This window comes from Acidobacteriota bacterium (assembly GCA_018268895.1).
GTDB lineage: Bacteria > Acidobacteriota > Terriglobia > Terriglobales > Acidobacteriaceae > Edaphobacter.
In genome coordinates this window covers 731,316-746,660 of the sequence record JAFDVP010000001.1, presented here as the reverse complement: position 1 = coordinate 746,660, position 15,345 = coordinate 731,316, and the positions used below count along the sequence as shown (strand labels likewise).

15 protein-coding genes and 1 tRNA gene are annotated in these 15,345 nt (G+C 60.1%); 8 read left to right on the top strand and 8 right to left on the bottom strand.

Annotation, left to right across the window (positions count from 1 at the left end):
- The first annotated feature begins 158 nt into the window (after positions 1 to 158).
- The gene (locus JSS95_03255) at positions 159 to 584 is read left to right on the top strand and encodes a response regulator (GenBank protein ID MBS1798821.1); all 426 of its coding nucleotides are present in this window, start codon (positions 159 to 161) and stop codon (positions 582 to 584) included.
- The gene (locus tag JSS95_03250) at positions 581 to 1,231 is read left to right on the top strand and encodes a YdcF family protein (protein ID MBS1798820.1); all 651 of its coding nucleotides are present in this window, start codon (positions 581 to 583) and stop codon (positions 1,229 to 1,231) included. Before JSS95_03255 ends, JSS95_03250 begins: the two co-directional genes overlap by 4 nt.
- A 12-nt stretch (positions 1,232 to 1,243) precedes the next feature.
- Here JSS95_03250 and JSS95_03245 read toward each other — a convergent pair whose 3' ends face one another.
- Positions 1,244 to 2,704, bottom strand: coding sequence for an MBL fold metallo-hydrolase (locus JSS95_03245; GenBank protein MBS1798819.1), 1,461 nt, complete (start codon positions 2,702 to 2,704; stop codon positions 1,244 to 1,246).
- Between the two features lie 120 nt (positions 2,705 to 2,824).
- Here JSS95_03245 and JSS95_03240 point away from each other — a divergent pair.
- The 3 genes from JSS95_03240 to bshA all read left to right on the top strand — a co-directional run bounded on the left by JSS95_03240 (position 2,825) and on the right by bshA (position 4,984).
- Positions 2,825 to 2,901, top strand: a tRNA-Val gene (locus tag JSS95_03240).
- A gap of 28 nt (positions 2,902 to 2,929) precedes the next feature.
- Positions 2,930 to 3,820: a ChbG/HpnK family deacetylase gene (locus JSS95_03235; GenBank protein MBS1798818.1), complete on the top strand. Its 891-nt coding sequence runs from the start codon at positions 2,930 to 2,932 to the stop codon at positions 3,818 to 3,820.
- A 9-nt stretch (positions 3,821 to 3,829) separates the two neighbouring features.
- Positions 3,830 to 4,984: an N-acetyl-alpha-D-glucosaminyl L-malate synthase BshA gene (bshA, locus tag JSS95_03230; protein MBS1798817.1), complete on the top strand. Its 1,155-nt coding sequence runs from the start codon at positions 3,830 to 3,832 to the stop codon at positions 4,982 to 4,984.
- On the opposite strand, the gene JSS95_03225 is transcribed toward bshA, so the two are convergent.
- On the bottom strand, positions 4,954 to 6,393 hold the full coding sequence (locus JSS95_03225) for a histidine kinase (GenBank protein MBS1798816.1): 1,440 nt from the start codon (positions 6,391 to 6,393) through the stop codon (positions 4,954 to 4,956). The two genes, bshA and JSS95_03225, sit on opposite strands and share 31 nt — an antisense overlap.
- Positions 6,394 to 6,521: 128 nt before the next feature.
- Here JSS95_03225 and ribA point away from each other — a divergent pair, with 128 nt between their 5' ends.
- Both ribA and JSS95_03215 read left to right on the top strand, forming a co-directional pair.
- The gene (gene ribA / locus JSS95_03220) at positions 6,522 to 7,160 is read left to right on the top strand and encodes a GTP cyclohydrolase II (GenBank protein MBS1798815.1); all 639 of its coding nucleotides are present in this window, start codon (positions 6,522 to 6,524) and stop codon (positions 7,158 to 7,160) included.
- A 156-nt stretch (positions 7,161 to 7,316) separates the two neighbouring features.
- Positions 7,317 to 9,518 (top strand): DUF748 domain-containing protein, encoded by a 2,202-nt coding sequence (locus JSS95_03215; protein MBS1798814.1) that lies wholly within the window; start codon positions 7,317 to 7,319, stop codon positions 9,516 to 9,518.
- Between the two features lie 12 nt (positions 9,519 to 9,530).
- On the opposite strand, the gene JSS95_03210 is transcribed toward JSS95_03215, so the two are convergent.
- Genes JSS95_03210 through JSS95_03190 form a run of 5 tightly spaced genes read right to left on the bottom strand, consistent with a single transcriptional unit; the run spans position 9,531 to position 13,178 of the window.
- Complete coding sequence (locus tag JSS95_03210; protein MBS1798813.1) at positions 9,531 to 10,040, bottom strand: DinB family protein; 510 nt, start codon at positions 10,038 to 10,040, stop codon at positions 9,531 to 9,533.
- A 14-nt stretch (positions 10,041 to 10,054) separates the two neighbouring features.
- The gene (locus JSS95_03205; protein MBS1798812.1) at positions 10,055 to 10,951 is read right to left on the bottom strand and encodes an ABC transporter substrate-binding protein; all 897 of its coding nucleotides are present in this window, start codon (positions 10,949 to 10,951) and stop codon (positions 10,055 to 10,057) included.
- 5 nt (positions 10,952 to 10,956) lie between these two features.
- Positions 10,957 to 11,589 carry an ABC transporter permease gene (locus JSS95_03200; GenBank protein MBS1798811.1) on the bottom strand — a complete coding sequence of 211 codons (633 nt, stop codon included), beginning with the start codon at positions 11,587 to 11,589 and terminating at the stop codon, positions 10,957 to 10,959.
- On the bottom strand, positions 11,586 to 12,347 hold the full coding sequence (locus JSS95_03195) for an ATP-binding cassette domain-containing protein (GenBank protein MBS1798810.1): 762 nt from the start codon (positions 12,345 to 12,347) through the stop codon (positions 11,586 to 11,588). Before JSS95_03195 ends, JSS95_03200 begins: the two co-directional genes overlap by 4 nt.
- A gap of 24 nt (positions 12,348 to 12,371) precedes the next feature.
- Positions 12,372 to 13,178 (bottom strand): AAA family ATPase, encoded by an 807-nt coding sequence (locus tag JSS95_03190; GenBank protein ID MBS1798809.1) that lies wholly within the window; start codon positions 13,176 to 13,178, stop codon positions 12,372 to 12,374.
- A gap of 207 nt (positions 13,179 to 13,385) precedes the next feature.
- On the opposite strand from JSS95_03190, the gene gap reads away from it, so the two are divergent.
- Complete coding sequence (gene gap, locus JSS95_03185) at positions 13,386 to 14,390, top strand: type I glyceraldehyde-3-phosphate dehydrogenase (GenBank protein MBS1798808.1); 1,005 nt, start codon at positions 13,386 to 13,388, stop codon at positions 14,388 to 14,390.
- A 64-nt stretch (positions 14,391 to 14,454) separates the two neighbouring features.
- Here the strand turns inward: gap and JSS95_03180 are convergent, their stop codons facing one another.
- Complete coding sequence (locus tag JSS95_03180; GenBank protein MBS1798807.1) at positions 14,455 to 15,291, bottom strand: hypothetical protein; 837 nt, start codon at positions 15,289 to 15,291, stop codon at positions 14,455 to 14,457.
- Positions 15,292 to 15,345 lie beyond the last annotated feature (54 nt).

Sequence of the window (15,345 nt, the reverse complement as noted above, 5' to 3'; positions counted from 1 at the left end):
AATAGAGCGCTGCCTGAGCACTTCTTTCGCGAAAAATCTTCCGAAGACTTATCCTTCGGCCCATCGAAAGATTTGCGTACGGTTCTCGACGATTTCCAGAGGCCCTCCGGCATCCAAATTCATGTGTCACGAATCTGAATTTGAAGCGTCGAAGAACAATGCACCTCGAGAACCCGTACCTCCAGGCCCCACGCACTGTCCTCGTCGTCGATGACGACGCCGACATTCGCTCACTGATTCGCACCTTTCTCGAGCACGAAGGCTACAGCGTCCACGCCTGCGAAAGCGCCGACCGCGCGGTGCATATCTTCCGGCGGTCGCCCAAGATCGACCTGCTGATCACCGACTTCTCCATGCCTGAGCGCACCGGCATGGATCTCGCGCGCGAGATCAAATCGATGCGCCCCTCGCTGCCGGTCCTGATCATCTCCGGCATCATCATGGAGCCAGTCGAGCTGGAACAGATGCGCATCCAGAACTGGAACTTCCTCCCCAAGCCGTTCTCACTGCCGCAACTTCTGACCGAGGTCCACCGAATTCTCGACACGGCGCCTGTTGAAACCTCTGCTACCCTGAGGGCGTGAAACTCATTCGCAACCTTCTCTTCGCCATCATCGTCCTGGCTTTCGCCGCAACACTCGTGGTCTACGGCAACTTCTTCACTCTGCCCACACACAATACGGCGGCTACGCGCTTCGACGCGATTATCGTTCTTGGAACACCGTCCAAACCCGATGGATCGCCTTCACCAGAGCAGCGAGAGAGAGTCCTCGAAGGCGTACGCGAGTACAAGGCTGGAGTAGCACCTCGTCTGATCATGACAGGCGGCGCTGCTCACAACCACTTCGTCGAGGCGCACTCGATGGCGCTCTTCGCCGAATCGCAGGGCGTTCCCGCCGCCGACATCATCGAAGAGGGCCAGGCGCAGAACACCATCCAGAACATCTACTACTCATCCGCGATCATGCACCAGCACAGCTGGTCGTCGGCAGAGATCGTGAGCTCGCCCTACCACCTCGGCCGCACCGCGCTCATCATGAACGCATTCAACACGCGCCAGCCCGCTCTGTCGATTGACTGGCGGACGCACGGCTCCAATTGGCCGCCGGAGTACGACATCCATCACAAGGTGGTACTCAACTCCGTCGAAGCCTGGCGCTGTCTCCAGCTTCGCGCAGAGGGTTACCCCTCATCGCGCTTTCTTCCACTCACTCCCGCCGCAGCGCACTGAACGGAAGCGCTGCTACGACACCTCGAACCTGTCACCACGCTTCGGGCAGACGACCTCGAGCTTGTAGCGCTTTTCGATCTCTTCCTTCAACGCCTGCTGGGCCAATGGCTCGCCGTGCACAAGGAAGACCTTCTTCAGCGTCGATACCGTCGGCTCCATCCAGCTCAGCAACTCGTGCTGATCGGCGTGCCCACTCAGTTCGCCGATCGAATCGACCTCGGCCCGCACGCGCATCGGTTCGCCGAAGATATTGACCTCCGGCTGCCGCTCCACCAGCTTGCGTCCAAGCGTATTGGCAGCCTGGTACCCGGTAATCAAAATGAGGTTCCTCGGATCTTCGATGCCGTTCTTAAGGTGGTGAAGAATGCGCCCCGCTTCGCACATGCCTGAGGCAGACATCACTATGAACGGCACATGCAGGTCGTTGAGCGCCTTGCTCTCCTGCACCGTCTTCGTATACTTCAGCCGTTCCCACCCGAAGGGGTCGATCCCCTTCTGGTAGAACTCGCATATCTCCTTGTCCCAGTCTTCCGTGTGTTTGCGGAAGACATCCGTCACGTTCGTCGCCAGCGGACTGTCGACAAAGATCGGCAGATCGGGGATCAGCTTCTCATCGTGCAACTGGTGCAGCAGCATGACCAACTGCTGCGTGCGCTCTACGGCAAACGCAGGAACGATAATGCGTCCACCGCGCGCCGCCACGCGCCTCACCAGACCTGCCAGCTTCTGCTTCACTGGGCCGATCGGCTGGTGCAGACGGTTGCCATAAGTGCTCTCCATAATCAGGTAGTCGGCCGCTGGCGCGGGGTCGGGGTCCTGAATGATCGGCAGGTCCTTTCTTCCAACATCGCCTGAGAATAAAAGGCGCGTCTTCTGCCCTTTCTCCGTCGCATTCACCAGCACACACGTCGAGCCAAGCATGTGCCCTGCATTCGTCAGCGAGATGCTGAATCCGGCGTCAGCGGACGATCCGGCAAGCAACTGCGGTTCATGCAGCTTTACGGGCTTGAGCTGTTGCAGCACTTGCTCCGCGTCGGCCTCCGTGTACAACGGCTCCACTGGGGCCGCGCCCTCCGGCACCCCGATCATCCGGCGCTTCCCTCTCCGGCGATTCATAAAGTCCGCATCGCCTTCCTGTATGTGCGCGCTGTCCTTCAGCATGGGATTGCACAGGTCAATCGTTGAAGGCGTCGCGTAGATCGGTCCGCGGTACCCCTGCTTCGTCAACGAGGCGAGGTTGCCACTGTGGTCGATGTGAGCGTGCGAGAGCACGACGGAGGTAAGCGCATCCTGCCCCTGCCCCGCAAGCTGCGCCGCCGAGAGCGCAAGATGCGTATTGATCTGCTGCGCATCCTGCCGCTTGCCCTGAAACAAACCGCAGTCCAGCAGGATATTCTTGCCCGCACACTCAAGATGATGTGACGACCCCGTGACCGTCTGTGCCGCGCCCCAAAAATGCAAACGAATCCCCATGCTCTTCGAGTCCTTTCAAAATACACACACCGATTGACAATATCCGCAGTGGGTCTCTTTGACAAACCTGCCGTCCATCGTTGCATCTCGCCACTCGCTCCAATACACTGAGGAAGAAGTGGGCGGATAGCTCAGTTGGTTAGAGCGCCTGCCTTACAAGCAGGATGTCGGGGGTTCGAGTCCCTCTCTGCCCACCACTTCACACTGCGCCAAAGTCCACTGCTCATGCCTCCCCGCCTCATCATCAACGCGGACGACTTCGGCCTTACCTCCGGCATTAATCGCTCAATCCTCGAACTGCATCGCGCGGGTGTGCTCACTTCGGCCACGCTCATGGCCGGCGGCCCCGCCTTCGACGACGCCGTTGCCATCGCCAAAGCAAACCCAACGCTTGGCGTCGGTTGCCATCTCGTCTTCACCGACGGCACTCCCGTCTCACCGCCAAACCGCATCCCCACACTCATCGGACCCGACCGCAAAACCTTCCGTCCCAAACTCGTCGATTTCATCCGCGCCTTCCACCTCGGTCAGATCCGCGAAGAGGACATCGTGCGCGAAGCCTATGCTCAGATTAAGCGCCTCGTCTTCTCTGGCCTCAAGCCCACACACATTGACACCCATAAACACACTCATCTCTTCCCCCGCATGGCGAACCTTCTCGTCAAAATGGCAACCGGCGCTTCCATCCCGGCTATCCGCAACCCCTTCGAGCCTGCTTTCACTCGCCAGCTCGATCACGCCAGCTTCAAACGTCGCATGCAGATTCGCATTCTCAACTCTTTGGAATCCCGTTTTCAGCGCATCCCCGAACTCCGCAATCACGGCGTCATCACGACCGATGGCACCGTCGGCGTCTCCGCCACGGGAAACCTCAACACGGCAACGCTCACCGAGATTCTCAACGCCTTGCCGTCCGACGGGACCTTCGAGCTTGTGTGTCACCCCGGCTACAACGACCGAGACCTCGATCGCGTCACCACGCGCCTTCGCGCACACCGCGAGATCGAGATGCAGGCGCTCCTCGCAGCCATCCCTGCGAGACTCCTGCAACCGAACGCCCCCTCGCTCATCCATTTCGGTAGCCTTCAGTCTGTCCACGCATCCGCGAAGGTGTAGGAGCAAACGATGAAGATCGGCATCACCTGCTACCCCACCTACGGCGGCTCCGGCGTCGTTGCTACTGAACTCGGCATCGAGCTCGCCGCGCGCGGCCACCAGGTGCACTTCATCACCTCGTCACAGCCCTTCCGCCTAACCGGCCGCGAAGCCAACATCCACTTCCACGAGGTCTCCGTCGCCACCTACCCGCTCTTCGAGTACCCGCCTTACGACCTCGCACTCGCGACGCGCATGGCCGAGGTTGCTGACTTCTACGCGCTCGATCTGCTGCACGTCCACTACGCCATCCCGCACTCCGTCAGCGCGCTGCTCGCCAGCCAGATGATCGCGACGCACACCATCACGACGCGCCGCCGCAGACTTCCCTTCATCACCACGCTGCACGGCACCGACATCACCCTCGTCGGCCTCGACCCTTCGTACCTTCCCATCACGCGCTTCGGCATCGAACAGTCCCACGGCGTCACCGCCATCTCATCGCACCTACGCGACCGCACACGCGAGGCCTTCGGCATCGACAGCGAGATCGAGGTCATCCGCAACTTCGTCAACTGCGACCTCTACGTCCGCCAGCCCGGCCTCGTCGCCCGGATGAGACCACAGTTCGCAGCGCCGAATGAGCGTCTCTTCGTGCATCTCTCCAACTTCCGTCCGGTCAAGCGTGTCCTCGACGTTATCGAAGTCTTCAGCCGTGTGGCCCGCGCGCTTCCCTCGCGGCTCATGCTCATCGGCGACGGCCCGGACCGCAGCGCTGCCGAGCATCTCGCGCTCCGCCTCAACGTCCAGGACAGCATCCACTTCCTCGGCAAGCAGGATGGGGTCCACGAGCTTCTCCCGCTCGCCGATCTCATGCTCATGCCCAGCCAGATGGAGTCCTTCGGCCTCGCCGCGCTCGAAGCCATGGCATGCAGCGTTCCCGCCATCGCCACGCGCGTCGGCGGCGTACCCGAGCTCATTGACGATGGAGAAAACGGCCTGCTCTTCGAGATTGGAGACGTCGATGCCATGGCCAGCGCCGCTATCGCCCTGCTCAACGACCCACCTCGCATTCAGGCGATGTCGCAGGCTGCCCGTCGCACAGCACAGGACCGCTTCTGCACTACGCGGATCATTCCGTTCTACGAGGACTACTACCGCCGCGTGCTCGAACGCAACGCCTGAGTCAGCCGGCCATCGGGGTCGACCTTGCGCATGACATCGCCCACGACATGAGTCGCCGCCTCAAGTACCTCGCGCCCGCTCTGCGGCCATGTCACAGCGCCAGCCTCAAGCACAGGCATTCGCAGAATCACCTTCGTCCCACGGCCAGGACGGCTATTGATTTCGACGCTTCCGAGATTTCCATATTGCACCGCCATGCGTTCACGAACGTTCCGCATACCTATGCCCGTTCCTGATCCCGGCCCCTTTATGGGAGATAGATCGTCGCGCTCGACTGGTATTCCCACACCGTCGTCTTCGACCTCGATCGTCAGCATACCGTCATCCGAGATGCGGCTGCGGAGCGTCACCGTTCCACCGCTGATCCTTGGCTCGAGCCCATGCTTGATGCTGTTTTCGATCAGCGGCTGCAGCAGCATTCCCGGAACGACGATATCCAGCGTCTCTGGGGCAATCTCCTTCACGACCTTCAGCTTTTCTCCAAAGCGCACGACTTCGATATCGAGATAGTCGTCTGTAAACGCAAGCTCCTCGCTCAGGGGAACGAACGCCTCGCGGTCTTTCAGAATCACGCGGAGAATGTTCGCGAGCTTCACGATCATCTCCCGCGCCAGCTCCGGATGCACGCGAACCAGCGAAGTGATGGAGTTCAGCGTATTGAACAGAAAGTGCGGATTAATCTGCCGTTGTAATGCATCCAGGCGTGCCTCCAACAACAGCCGTCCCTGCTCCTCGAGCTTCTTTTCCACGCGGATCGCATTCCATATCTTCAGCGGGATGCCCACAACAATCGGAGCATTGGCGCAGATCAGAAGCTCCACCCACCACTCGTCCGAGTGCAACGCAAAGTACCGCCGCGGATAGAACCGCGACAGCATGCTCAGGCAAAACTGCATCCCCGCAATCAACACCAGCAGCAGTACCTGCCGATCCAGGTGTGGACGGCGGATATTGCGCGTCACCCATCGGTAGATGCTCAGGTCGATCATCGGCGAAAACGACCACACATCTTCACGATCGGCAAACCGGCCAAAGGTGCCCGCGATTGCGGCAATGATCAGATTTATCGGGAGAGTCCAGTATTCGTGATGCCCCATGGCGGGCAAGGACATCGCTGCTCCGCCCGCCATCGCCGCCAGTGGACCAACCAGAACTCCAAGCAGGATCGTCGCCTCAAAAGAGATGTCCGCAGCCAGAAAGTTCGGTACCTTCACTCGGACCAGCACACCTAAAGCCAGCGGTATGCAGATTAGAGCAACCAGGCCCACCGTCTGCCGCAAGGTTCTGTTTTCGGCCAGCAGCAGCCGCTTGAAGACGCTTGACCGCGCCAGCGAGCTGGAGAGCGCTGCCGCCACCCCAAGCTCCACCAGCAGCGTAATCAAAATCAGCGATTGCGAGATATGCGCCACACCCTTACTTTACGCTCCACCAGCTTCAAGGCAGCTATGGATTCGTTGACGTATTCTGGCTTTGCATCGTCCCGGCCTCATCCCGAATCAAATCTTGCATGGGCGCCGAAACGTATAATCGAAAGACGATGACCTTCACAGAAGTCCATAAGATAGCCGAAGCCGATTTTCCCAGCCGCTGGGGACAATTTCGCATCCTTGGCTTTGAAGGCATCGTCGACAACCCCGGTCCCTGCAATGATGCCATTCCCGTTCCGGCAAAACGGATCGAAGAGGCCGTGGCCCTGGTCATGGGAGATATCCACGCCGCGCCGCCGATCGTCCGCATTCATTCGCAGTGTCTTACCGGAGATGTGTTTCACTCCTTGCGCTGCGACTGCCGTCAGCAGCTCGAGCTTGCACTCGCAACCATCGCCGACGCCGGTTCGGGCATTCTGCTCTACGAGCAGCAGGAGGGGCGTGGTATTGGTCTCATGGCCAAACTTCGCGCCTATGAGCTGCAAGACCAGGGACTCGACACCATTGAGGCCAATCTCGAGTTGGGTTACAAAGCCGATTGCCGTGAGTTTGAGCTCCCGGCCGAGATTCTCAAGCAGCTAGGCGTCCCCGCTGTTCGCCTTATCACCAACAATCCCGCCAAGGTCGAGGCGCTTGAGCTGGCCGGCGTCAAAGTCGTTGAACGCATCTCCGCTGAGGTTCCGTCAGAGCCAACCAACGAGCGCTATCTTCGGACCAAACGCGACAAGATGGGTCACCTTGTCGGCTGATTGTTAGTATCGCCGTTTCGCCTTCTTACGTCGTCGTTCTGAGCGCAGCGAAGAATCCCCGTATTGGCCCAAGGCACGAATCCAATCCAGAGACTGCGACTCCGTTACACTGCTTGCATCTGAAGATAGAACCTTTCAAATAAAGAAAGGGCTTTTATGGCAGCGCGTCACAAGACTCTTCTCATCGCCCTCGGCAGTATCGTCGCTCTCATTCTCATCGCCGGTCTGGCCATTCCACTCTTCCTCAACGCCGACAGCTTCCGTGCGCGCATCGAGCAGGAGATCTCGACCTCGCTGGGCCGCAAGGCGACTCTCGGCAAGCTCGACCTCTCCGTCTTCTCCGGCAGCCTCGTCGCCGAAAACGCCACCCTCTCCGACGATCCCTCCTTCAGCACTGAGCCCTTCCTTCAGGCCAAGCGCGTCAAGATCGGCGTCGGGATCATCCCGCTCATCCTGAGCCACAAGGTTAGCATCACCGGTTTTGTCATCAACGAGCCAAAGATCAACCTCATTCGTCACGTCAACGGCACTTGGAACTACTCCACCATCGGTGGAGCGCACGCTCAAACACCGGCCAGTGGCGGCAACAGTGAAGCCCCCGATGTCAATATCGCGAAGATCGACGTGACTGACGGCCAGCTCACCATAACGACGGAGCCTGCCGCCGGGTCACCCGCTACACCGAAGCGGACCTACGACCGGCTTAATCTCGAAGTGAAAAACTTCACCTTCGACAAACAGTTTCCGTATAACGCCTCCGCACACCTTCCCGGCGACGGGACCGTATCGATCGCCGGCAACGCCGGGCCGATCAACCGGAAGGACGCCTCCCTCACGCCCTTCTCCGCCAAACTTCAGGCGAAGCACATTGACCCGCTCGCGGCCGGATTCGTCGAGTCCTCTTCCGGCATCTCCGGCGTGATCGGCGCCGTCGACCTCACTGCCACATGGAACGGCCAGCAGCTTCACGTCGCCGACCTCGTCGTCGACTCGCCCAGGCTCACCGTCCTTCGCGACAACAAGCCCTCCACAACTCCCGTGCAGCAGAAGCCGCCCGACTCCAGCGACATGCTCAGCACCTTCAGCGCCAACCATTTGCAGATCAAGAACGGCTCGCTTACCCTCACCGCTCCCGGCCAGAAGAACTCCGCTGTCTACCAGCAGCTTAACGCCGAGATCAACAATATCTCCCCAACGACCGCCGCTCCCTTCAAGGCCAGCGCGCAGATTCCCGGTGGAGGTTCACTGAGCGCCGACGGAACCGCCGGCCCCTTCAACCAGCAGAAAGCCTCCTCGACACCCTTCAACGCGCACGCAGCGCTCACGCATGTCGACCTCGCTTCGAGCGGCATCGTCGCTCCCGATGCAGGCATCAAGGGGCTCGCCAATATCGACCTGAAGGCCCTCTCCGACGGAAGGAACCTTAACGCCAACATCTCAGCCAATGCGCAGAATCTTCAGGTCGCCGCAAACGGCTCGCCGTCGCAGAAGCCAGTCGATGTGCAGATGGCCGTCGCACAGAATATGCAGACACTTGCCGGGCAAATTCAACAAGCCACCATCACCATCGGCCGTGCTGTCGTCAACATCACCGGGACCTACCAGACCAGCGGATCGACCACGGCGCTCAACCTGCAAGTCAACGGACAGGCTATGCCAGTCGACGAGCTTGAGGCCTTCCTTCCCTCCGTTGGAGTGCATCTGCCCAGTGGCTCGCGGCTGCAGGGCGGGACCCTGACCACAAAGCTGACTATGACCGGATCGACGGCTCAGCCGATTATCAACGGTCCCATTCGTCTCGAAAACACCAACCTGGCCGGATTCGACCTCGGGTCGAAGCTCTCCGCCGTCACCGCTCTCACCGGCGCCAAGACTGGATCAACGACGGCCGTCCGCTCTCTCAGCACCAACATCAACGTCAACGGCGGCAATGTACGCACCGACAACCTCGCGCTCGATATGCCTGCGCTTGGTACGGCAACTGGAGCAGGGACAGTGTCTGCGGCAGGCGCGCTGAACTACAACATCATCCTCAAACTGACCGGCATCTTAGGCTCCGGCAGTGGAAAAAATGCTGCGGGAATCGGCGGTATTGCCGGATCGCTGATGGGAATGATCCCCAATTCAGGCGCAGCCGGTGCCGTCGGCGGGTTGGCCTCAAACGCGCTTCGCAACGGTATCCCAGTTGCGATTGGTGGAACTACCTCCAATCCAACCTTTACACCCAACCTGAGCGGCGCAATGACCAGTGGCGCAAGTGCATTAAGCGGAGACAGCAAGACTCCGGCCAGCATCAAGAAACCAGCCACCGACTCACTCACCAACGCCCTGGGTGGGCTCCTCAACCGCAAACGCTGACCGTACGACTATTCACTTCGGCCGCAAGGCAACAATGGCTTTGGATGTCGTCACCGTCTGCCCCACGTGTCTCTGCGTGTGGTCGGCAACGTGGACCAGAAGCCCTCCGACAGTCGTCGGGAGCTTCTTGCGTCCGACATATCGAGGTTCTTCGTAGATTGCCGAAGAGATTCCCATAACACGGTTTACCGATACTTCGATGGCCTCGGCAAACTCCATCAGCGTCGCCTCGCGATCGACGAACTCCTCCTCCGTGCGCAGGAGCTTCAGTTGTCGCTCGCTGAGTTGTTGACCTTCGGCGTAGGTCAGCAGGCGGTCGAGCGATCGCGCGATATGGCGCAACTGAAACCCCACCGAAGGCAGGCCCAGAGGATGCACTTCAAACTCTTCGCCATTCAGCGGATCGCACCAGCGCGCAATGTCTTCAGCGGCCAACTCCAGTGCGTGCAGCACTCCACGACGCACAGCGTCGACGTCAGTCCGCGTCCCACGCAGCCATGGCTCTACCTTTTGCTCAGACATTCATGCACCTCCATTCAAAGACCTTTCTTGCGGCGAAACTCGCGGACGACCTCGGCCACATCCCGATGCTGACCATCCACTGCATTATTCATCTCGCGAACCTCGTCTGCGGTCAACTTCCCCGCCAGCCTGTCCATCGCATCCTGAATCCCGGGATGGCGGCGAAGCGAGTCTTCGCGCACCAGCGGCACCGCTTCATATGGTGGAAAATAATGCCTGTCGTCCTCAAGCGCCACAAACCCAAGCGCGCGAATCGGGCCATCTGTTGAGTTCCCTGCCACCATGTCTACCTGATTGTTCGACAACGCACGATATAGCAAACCCAGATCCATCAGCCGCGGAGCCTCGGCGAACTTCAGCCCATAGGCGGCCTGAAGCCCGCGCAGGCCGTCGGGCCGCTCCTCAAACTCATAGCCGACCCCCAGCCGCATCCCAGAGGCGTGTGGCACGGCATCGGAGATCGTCTTCAGTCCCATACGTTTCGCATCTGCCCCGCGAACAACCATCGCAAAGGTATCTTCAAACCCCAGACCAGGCTCGACGCGAACACGATACCGCTCCGCATAAAGACGCCGCACCGTATCGAAGACCCGGGCCTCATCCCGCTCACCCACCGGAGGCAGCGGCTGCTTCAGGATAGCCGTAAGTGCCGTGCCCGTGTACTCAACGTAGGCATCGATGCGGCCGCTCACCAGCGCCTGCTGGCAGATGTAGCTCCCCGCAAGATAGAACCGCCGCGCGACGGGCTGCCCCGTAACGGCCTCGATCTCCTGCGCCAGAAGCTCGCCCAGCACCACCTGCTCTGTAAAGTTCTTTGCTCCGACCGTGATGCGCGAAGAGCGCGGAGGCGCACACGCAGTCAGTAAAAACAGTCCAAAGACCGCAGCGGCAGAAAGATGCATGAAACGCATACCGCTCATCCCCGCCGAACCGTCAGTCGCTTTTCAAGCAGCCCCAGCAGCGCATCGGCAACTAATGCCAGTAGCGCCGCAGGAATCGCTCCGGCAAGTACGAGACCGTTATCCACGCTGGCGACGCCACGGAAGATCAACTCGCCAAGCCCCCCGGCTCCAATCGCCGCCGCGATGGTCGCTACGCCGACGCAGGTCACAGTCGCCGTACGCAGCCCCGCAAGGATCACGCTCGCCGCCAGCGGAAGCTCCACCTTCAACAGCCGCTGCCTCGCCGTCATGCCCAGCGCATCGGCGACCCCCGCCAGCTCAGCGTCGACGCTTCGTATACCCGCATAGGTATTGCGCAGGATCGGCAGTAGAGCGTAGCCGGTGAGTGCGACGATAGCCAGCCGCGCCGCGTTCTCCCCCAGCCACGGCACCGGCAGCAGAAGACCGAAGAGCGCGAGGCTCGGCACCGTCTGCACGACGTTCGCAAAACCAATCACCGGACGCGCCAGCTTTGGCCTGCGCGTCAGCAGAATGCCAAAGGGCAGCCCAATCGCAACTGCCAGCAGCATGGCGCTCAGCGTGAGCCACAGGTGCTCAAAGGTCAGCCGCCCAATCTCCCATCCGTATCGATGAATGACCTGCATCATTCATTCACCGCGCGATGTACCGCCAAAACATAATCTTTTACTTTAGAAATTTTCGAGCGCAGAACATCTGCCACCGGCAGATCGGCTGCTACCTCGCCTCCATCGAGAAAGACGATTCGATCAGCGAGGTACAGCGCCTCGTCGAGATCGTGCGTCACCAGCAGCACTGTCTTCCCCAATCCGCCGAGCAAGCCCTTGAGCATATCCTGCATCTCGGCGCGGGTCAGCGGATCGAGCGCACCAAACGGCTCATCCATCAGCAGCACCTCGGGATCGAGCGCGAGCGCCCGCGCCAGCCCCACGCGCTGCCGTTGGCCGCCGGAGAGCTGCCAGGGATACCGTTTGCTCAGCTTGTCGAACTCGAGGCCTGTCAATTCCAGCACCTCGCGGGCGCGCCGCTCGCACTCGGCCTTGGAGTGCCCAGCTACCTCCAGCGCCATCGCGGCGTTGCGCTCCACGGTCATGTGTGGGAAGAGGCCGGTCTCCTGGATCACGTAGCCGATGCCCCGGCGCAGCGCCGCCATGCTCGCGGCATCGTGAATCGCCGTCACCCTGCGGCCATTCACCATAACCTCTCCCGAAGCCGGCGATACAAGCCCGTTTACGGTCCGAAGCAGGGTGGTCTTGCCCGAGCCGCTGCGGCCAAGCAGCGCCGTCGTCGTCCCCGCCTCAAGCTTCAGTGAGATGTCGCGCAAAACAAGATGCCCACCTGCTGCCGTGTAGCTCACCTTCGCGAACTCAACGCCAGCCGTGGGCATGTCGTTACTCTACCGCGTGCGTCGCTACTGCGCCGCCTCGGGGTCGGACTCGGCTCCGTGCTGCTGGTCAGCGGCGATCGGTTCTGGCGTCGTGCCGGGTTGGCCTTTGACGCGCACGATGGTGATCTTCTCGAAGCCTTCCTTGAAGCTCGGAGGCTTCAGGCGGTCGGCCATCTTCTGCATTACCTCGTCGGTCACGGCGCGCTCGCGCTTGCGGTTCCGGTCCATGCAGACGGCCAGCGGCACATCGAAGAAGACCGCCTGCACCTCGTAGCCGAAGCTCTTCGCCATGCGGATCCACTGGCGCCGCTCGTGAGGCGAGAGGTTCGTCGCGTCGACATAGTTCCAGGGCATCTTGGCAATCAGCCGCGCACGCAGAAGGCTGCGCAACGTGGAGAAGACCAGCCCCTGGTAACGCTGCTCCGTGATGTCGTCAAACAGGATGGTGCGCAGCAGGTCGCTCGAAAGCGGTGTAACACCACGGCGCTTGTACCAGGTCGTTTTACCTGATCCGGGGAGGCCAATCGTAAGGACCACGGAACCCTTTGGGGACTTCGCCGCCGACTGCTCCGCAGGTGGGGTCGCAAGCGACTCAGGCTGCGTCTCCACAACGACCTTTTGCTCCGATGGCTCTGGCGCAGAAACAGCGACATCCTGAACTTCAGCGGTAGCGGATGCTACAGGTTCGTCAACAGCCTGCGGAGCTACAGTTGCAGCCGCTGGCTCAGGGTACGAGGGCCTCAGCGGAGCAGGTTGATTTGCGGGCAGTTCCTGCCCGCTCTTGCCCGTGGACTCCGAATCGTTCGGGCCACGTCTTGGGCGTCGTCTCATCTTTTCGCTTATCCAATCGCGCAATTCGCGCATATGTCGCTTGTAACACAGGGCGAAACCGGCCCGCAAATCGGCGAACCAGAGACTGCACTCTTTCCACGAATCACAGACATTTCCTGGGGAATCCCGCTGGCCGGATGCGCCTTGCCGCGGCAACGTTCTACAATAGTTCAAAGACACTATAAATTGACAGGAGCAACGGTAACCATGGCTGTAAAGGTAGGAATCAACGGCTTCGGCCGTATAGGACGTAACGTCTTCCGCAGCGCTCTCGGAAACCCAGATATCGAATTCGTCGCCGTGAACGACCTCACCACGCCGGCCACGCTTGCGCATCTGCTCAAGTACGACTCGATCCTCGGCAACCTGCACCACGACATCAAGCATGGAGACGACTTCATCTCCGTCGACGGCAAGAAGATCAAGGTCTTCGCAGAGCGCGACCCTGCCAAGCTGGACTGGGCCTCCGTCGGCGCCCAGATCGTCGTCGAATCGACCGGCTTCTTCACCGACGCGGAGAAGGCCAAGGCCCACCTCGGTTCGACCGTAAAGAAGGTCATCATCTCCGCCCCCGCCACCAACGAGGACATCACCGTTGTGCTCGGCGTCAACGAAGGCAAGTACGACGCCGCAAAGCACAACGTGATCTCCAACGCGAGTTGCACGACCAACTGCCTCGCCCCGGTCGTGAAGGTGCTCAATGACGCCTTCAGCATCAAGTCGGGCATCATGACCACGATCCACAGCTACACCAACGACCAGGTCATCCTCGACACGCCGCACAAGGACCTGCGCCGCGCCCGCGCCGCTGCCCTGTCGATGATTCCGTCGAGCACAGGCGCCGCCAAGGCCCTCAAGCTCGTCATCCCCGAGATGGACGGCAAGCTGGACGGCTTCGCCATCCGCGTTCCAACCCCGAACGTCTCGGTCGTCGACCTGACCTTCGTCACCGAGAAGCCCATCGACGTGAAGAGCGTCAACGCCGCGCTGAAGGCCGCCGCTGAAGGCGAACTCAAGCCGTACCTCGGCTACAGCGACGAGGAGCTCGTGAGCTCCGACTTCAAGGGCAATGCCCTGTCGTCCATCGTCGACTCCAAGCTAACCAAGGTGATCGGAACCACGGGCAAGGTCATCAGCTGGTACGACAACGAGTGGGGCTACTCCAACCGCGTCAAGGACCTGATTCTCTTCCTGGTGAAGAAGGGTCTGTAAAGGCGTAATCTCTGCAATGCAGAAAGGGCGTCGGCCAGCATGGTCGTACGCCCTTCCTTATGCTCTAAAGAGTCGAGATCTCAACTCTTTCCGTCTTCTTTTGTGCCATCCAGCCGCTCAAGCCCTCGGCGACGACGATGAGCAACGGCGCCGATAGTTCGGAGAAGATTCTGATCTCCCGGATGATGCCGGTTACCATCATCACCACAAACCAGACTGCAAATAATCCTGCAACGGTTCGACGCGTGCGCAGAGTAGCATATCGCCAGAAGATCAACGCCGCAACCCAGGCAAAACCAAAGACGCCGGGAAGCGCGGCCCAGAATAATGGGTTTGCCATCTGCCGCAGATTCATGCCCATGTGGTACTCCGGCGGTCCTGCGCATCCCGGGCAGAGCGAGTTCAGATAGAAGCTCTGGCCAAGGCGGATCGCAATCACCTCAAAACCTAAGGCAGTACAGGTCGCCAATATCTTCACCAGGTTGGTGCGACGAACGTGCAGACCAAAGCAGAGAAAGATTGCCATGGCTGCGGTCTCTTTGTTGATCATCGCTGGCACAAGCACCAGGGCAAAAGCAAGAGCACGGCCGCGATATGCCAGATAAGACAACGCGGTGAAGAAGAATAAAGCAGTCAGATCGTAGGGATAGAAAAGGTTTCGATTCAGCACCAGAATGGTGTCGAAGTAGGCGGCATACGCCATTCCGAGCGCAAGCCACTCGAATCCTTCTGATTTGCCGATATCACGCGCCAGCCGCCTCGCGATGCTGAGCGTGCCGAGCAGGGCGGCGAACGTAAGAAAGAAGAGAAACCAGTTGTCGTTTGAATCGAAGGGAGCATTCAACCGGGGTAGAAAAAGATGCGGTATATGCCGATGTAAAAAATCGGCAGGTATGGTCACCCATCTCCACAGAAGCGCGGGGAGCAAGCGGAATGCAAACGGACCACGCAACTG

Bases quoted from the DNA above. Each gene is read 5' to 3' on its own strand.
- JSS95_03215 (MBS1798814.1), top strand. From the start codon at position 7,317: ATGGCAGCGCGTCACAAGACTCTTCTCATCGCCCTCGGCAGTATCGTC.
- JSS95_03205 (MBS1798812.1), bottom strand. From the start codon at position 10,951: ATGCGTTTCATGCATCTTTCTGCCGCTGCGGTCTTTGGACTGTTTTTA.
- JSS95_03190 (MBS1798809.1), bottom strand. From the start codon at position 13,178: ATGAGACGACGCCCAAGACGTGGCCCGAACGATTCGGAGTCCACGGGC.
- JSS95_03210 (MBS1798813.1), bottom strand. From the start codon at position 10,040: ATGTCTGAGCAAAAGGTAGAGCCATGGCTGCGTGGGACGCGGACTGAC.
- JSS95_03245 (MBS1798819.1), bottom strand. From the start codon at position 2,704: ATGGGGATTCGTTTGCATTTTTGGGGCGCGGCACAGACGGTCACGGGG.
- JSS95_03235 (MBS1798818.1), top strand. From the start codon at position 2,930: ATGCCTCCCCGCCTCATCATCAACGCGGACGACTTCGGCCTTACCTCC.
- gap (MBS1798808.1), top strand. From the start codon at position 13,386: ATGGCTGTAAAGGTAGGAATCAACGGCTTCGGCCGTATAGGACGTAAC.
- ribA (MBS1798815.1), top strand. From the start codon at position 6,522: ATGACCTTCACAGAAGTCCATAAGATAGCCGAAGCCGATTTTCCCAGC.
- JSS95_03200 (MBS1798811.1), bottom strand. From the start codon at position 11,589: ATGATGCAGGTCATTCATCGATACGGATGGGAGATTGGGCGGCTGACC.
- bshA (MBS1798817.1), top strand. From the start codon at position 3,830: ATGAAGATCGGCATCACCTGCTACCCCACCTACGGCGGCTCCGGCGTC.
- JSS95_03195 (MBS1798810.1), bottom strand. From the start codon at position 12,347: ATGCCCACGGCTGGCGTTGAGTTCGCGAAGGTGAGCTACACGGCAGCA.
- JSS95_03255 (MBS1798821.1), top strand. From the start codon at position 159: ATGCACCTCGAGAACCCGTACCTCCAGGCCCCACGCACTGTCCTCGTC.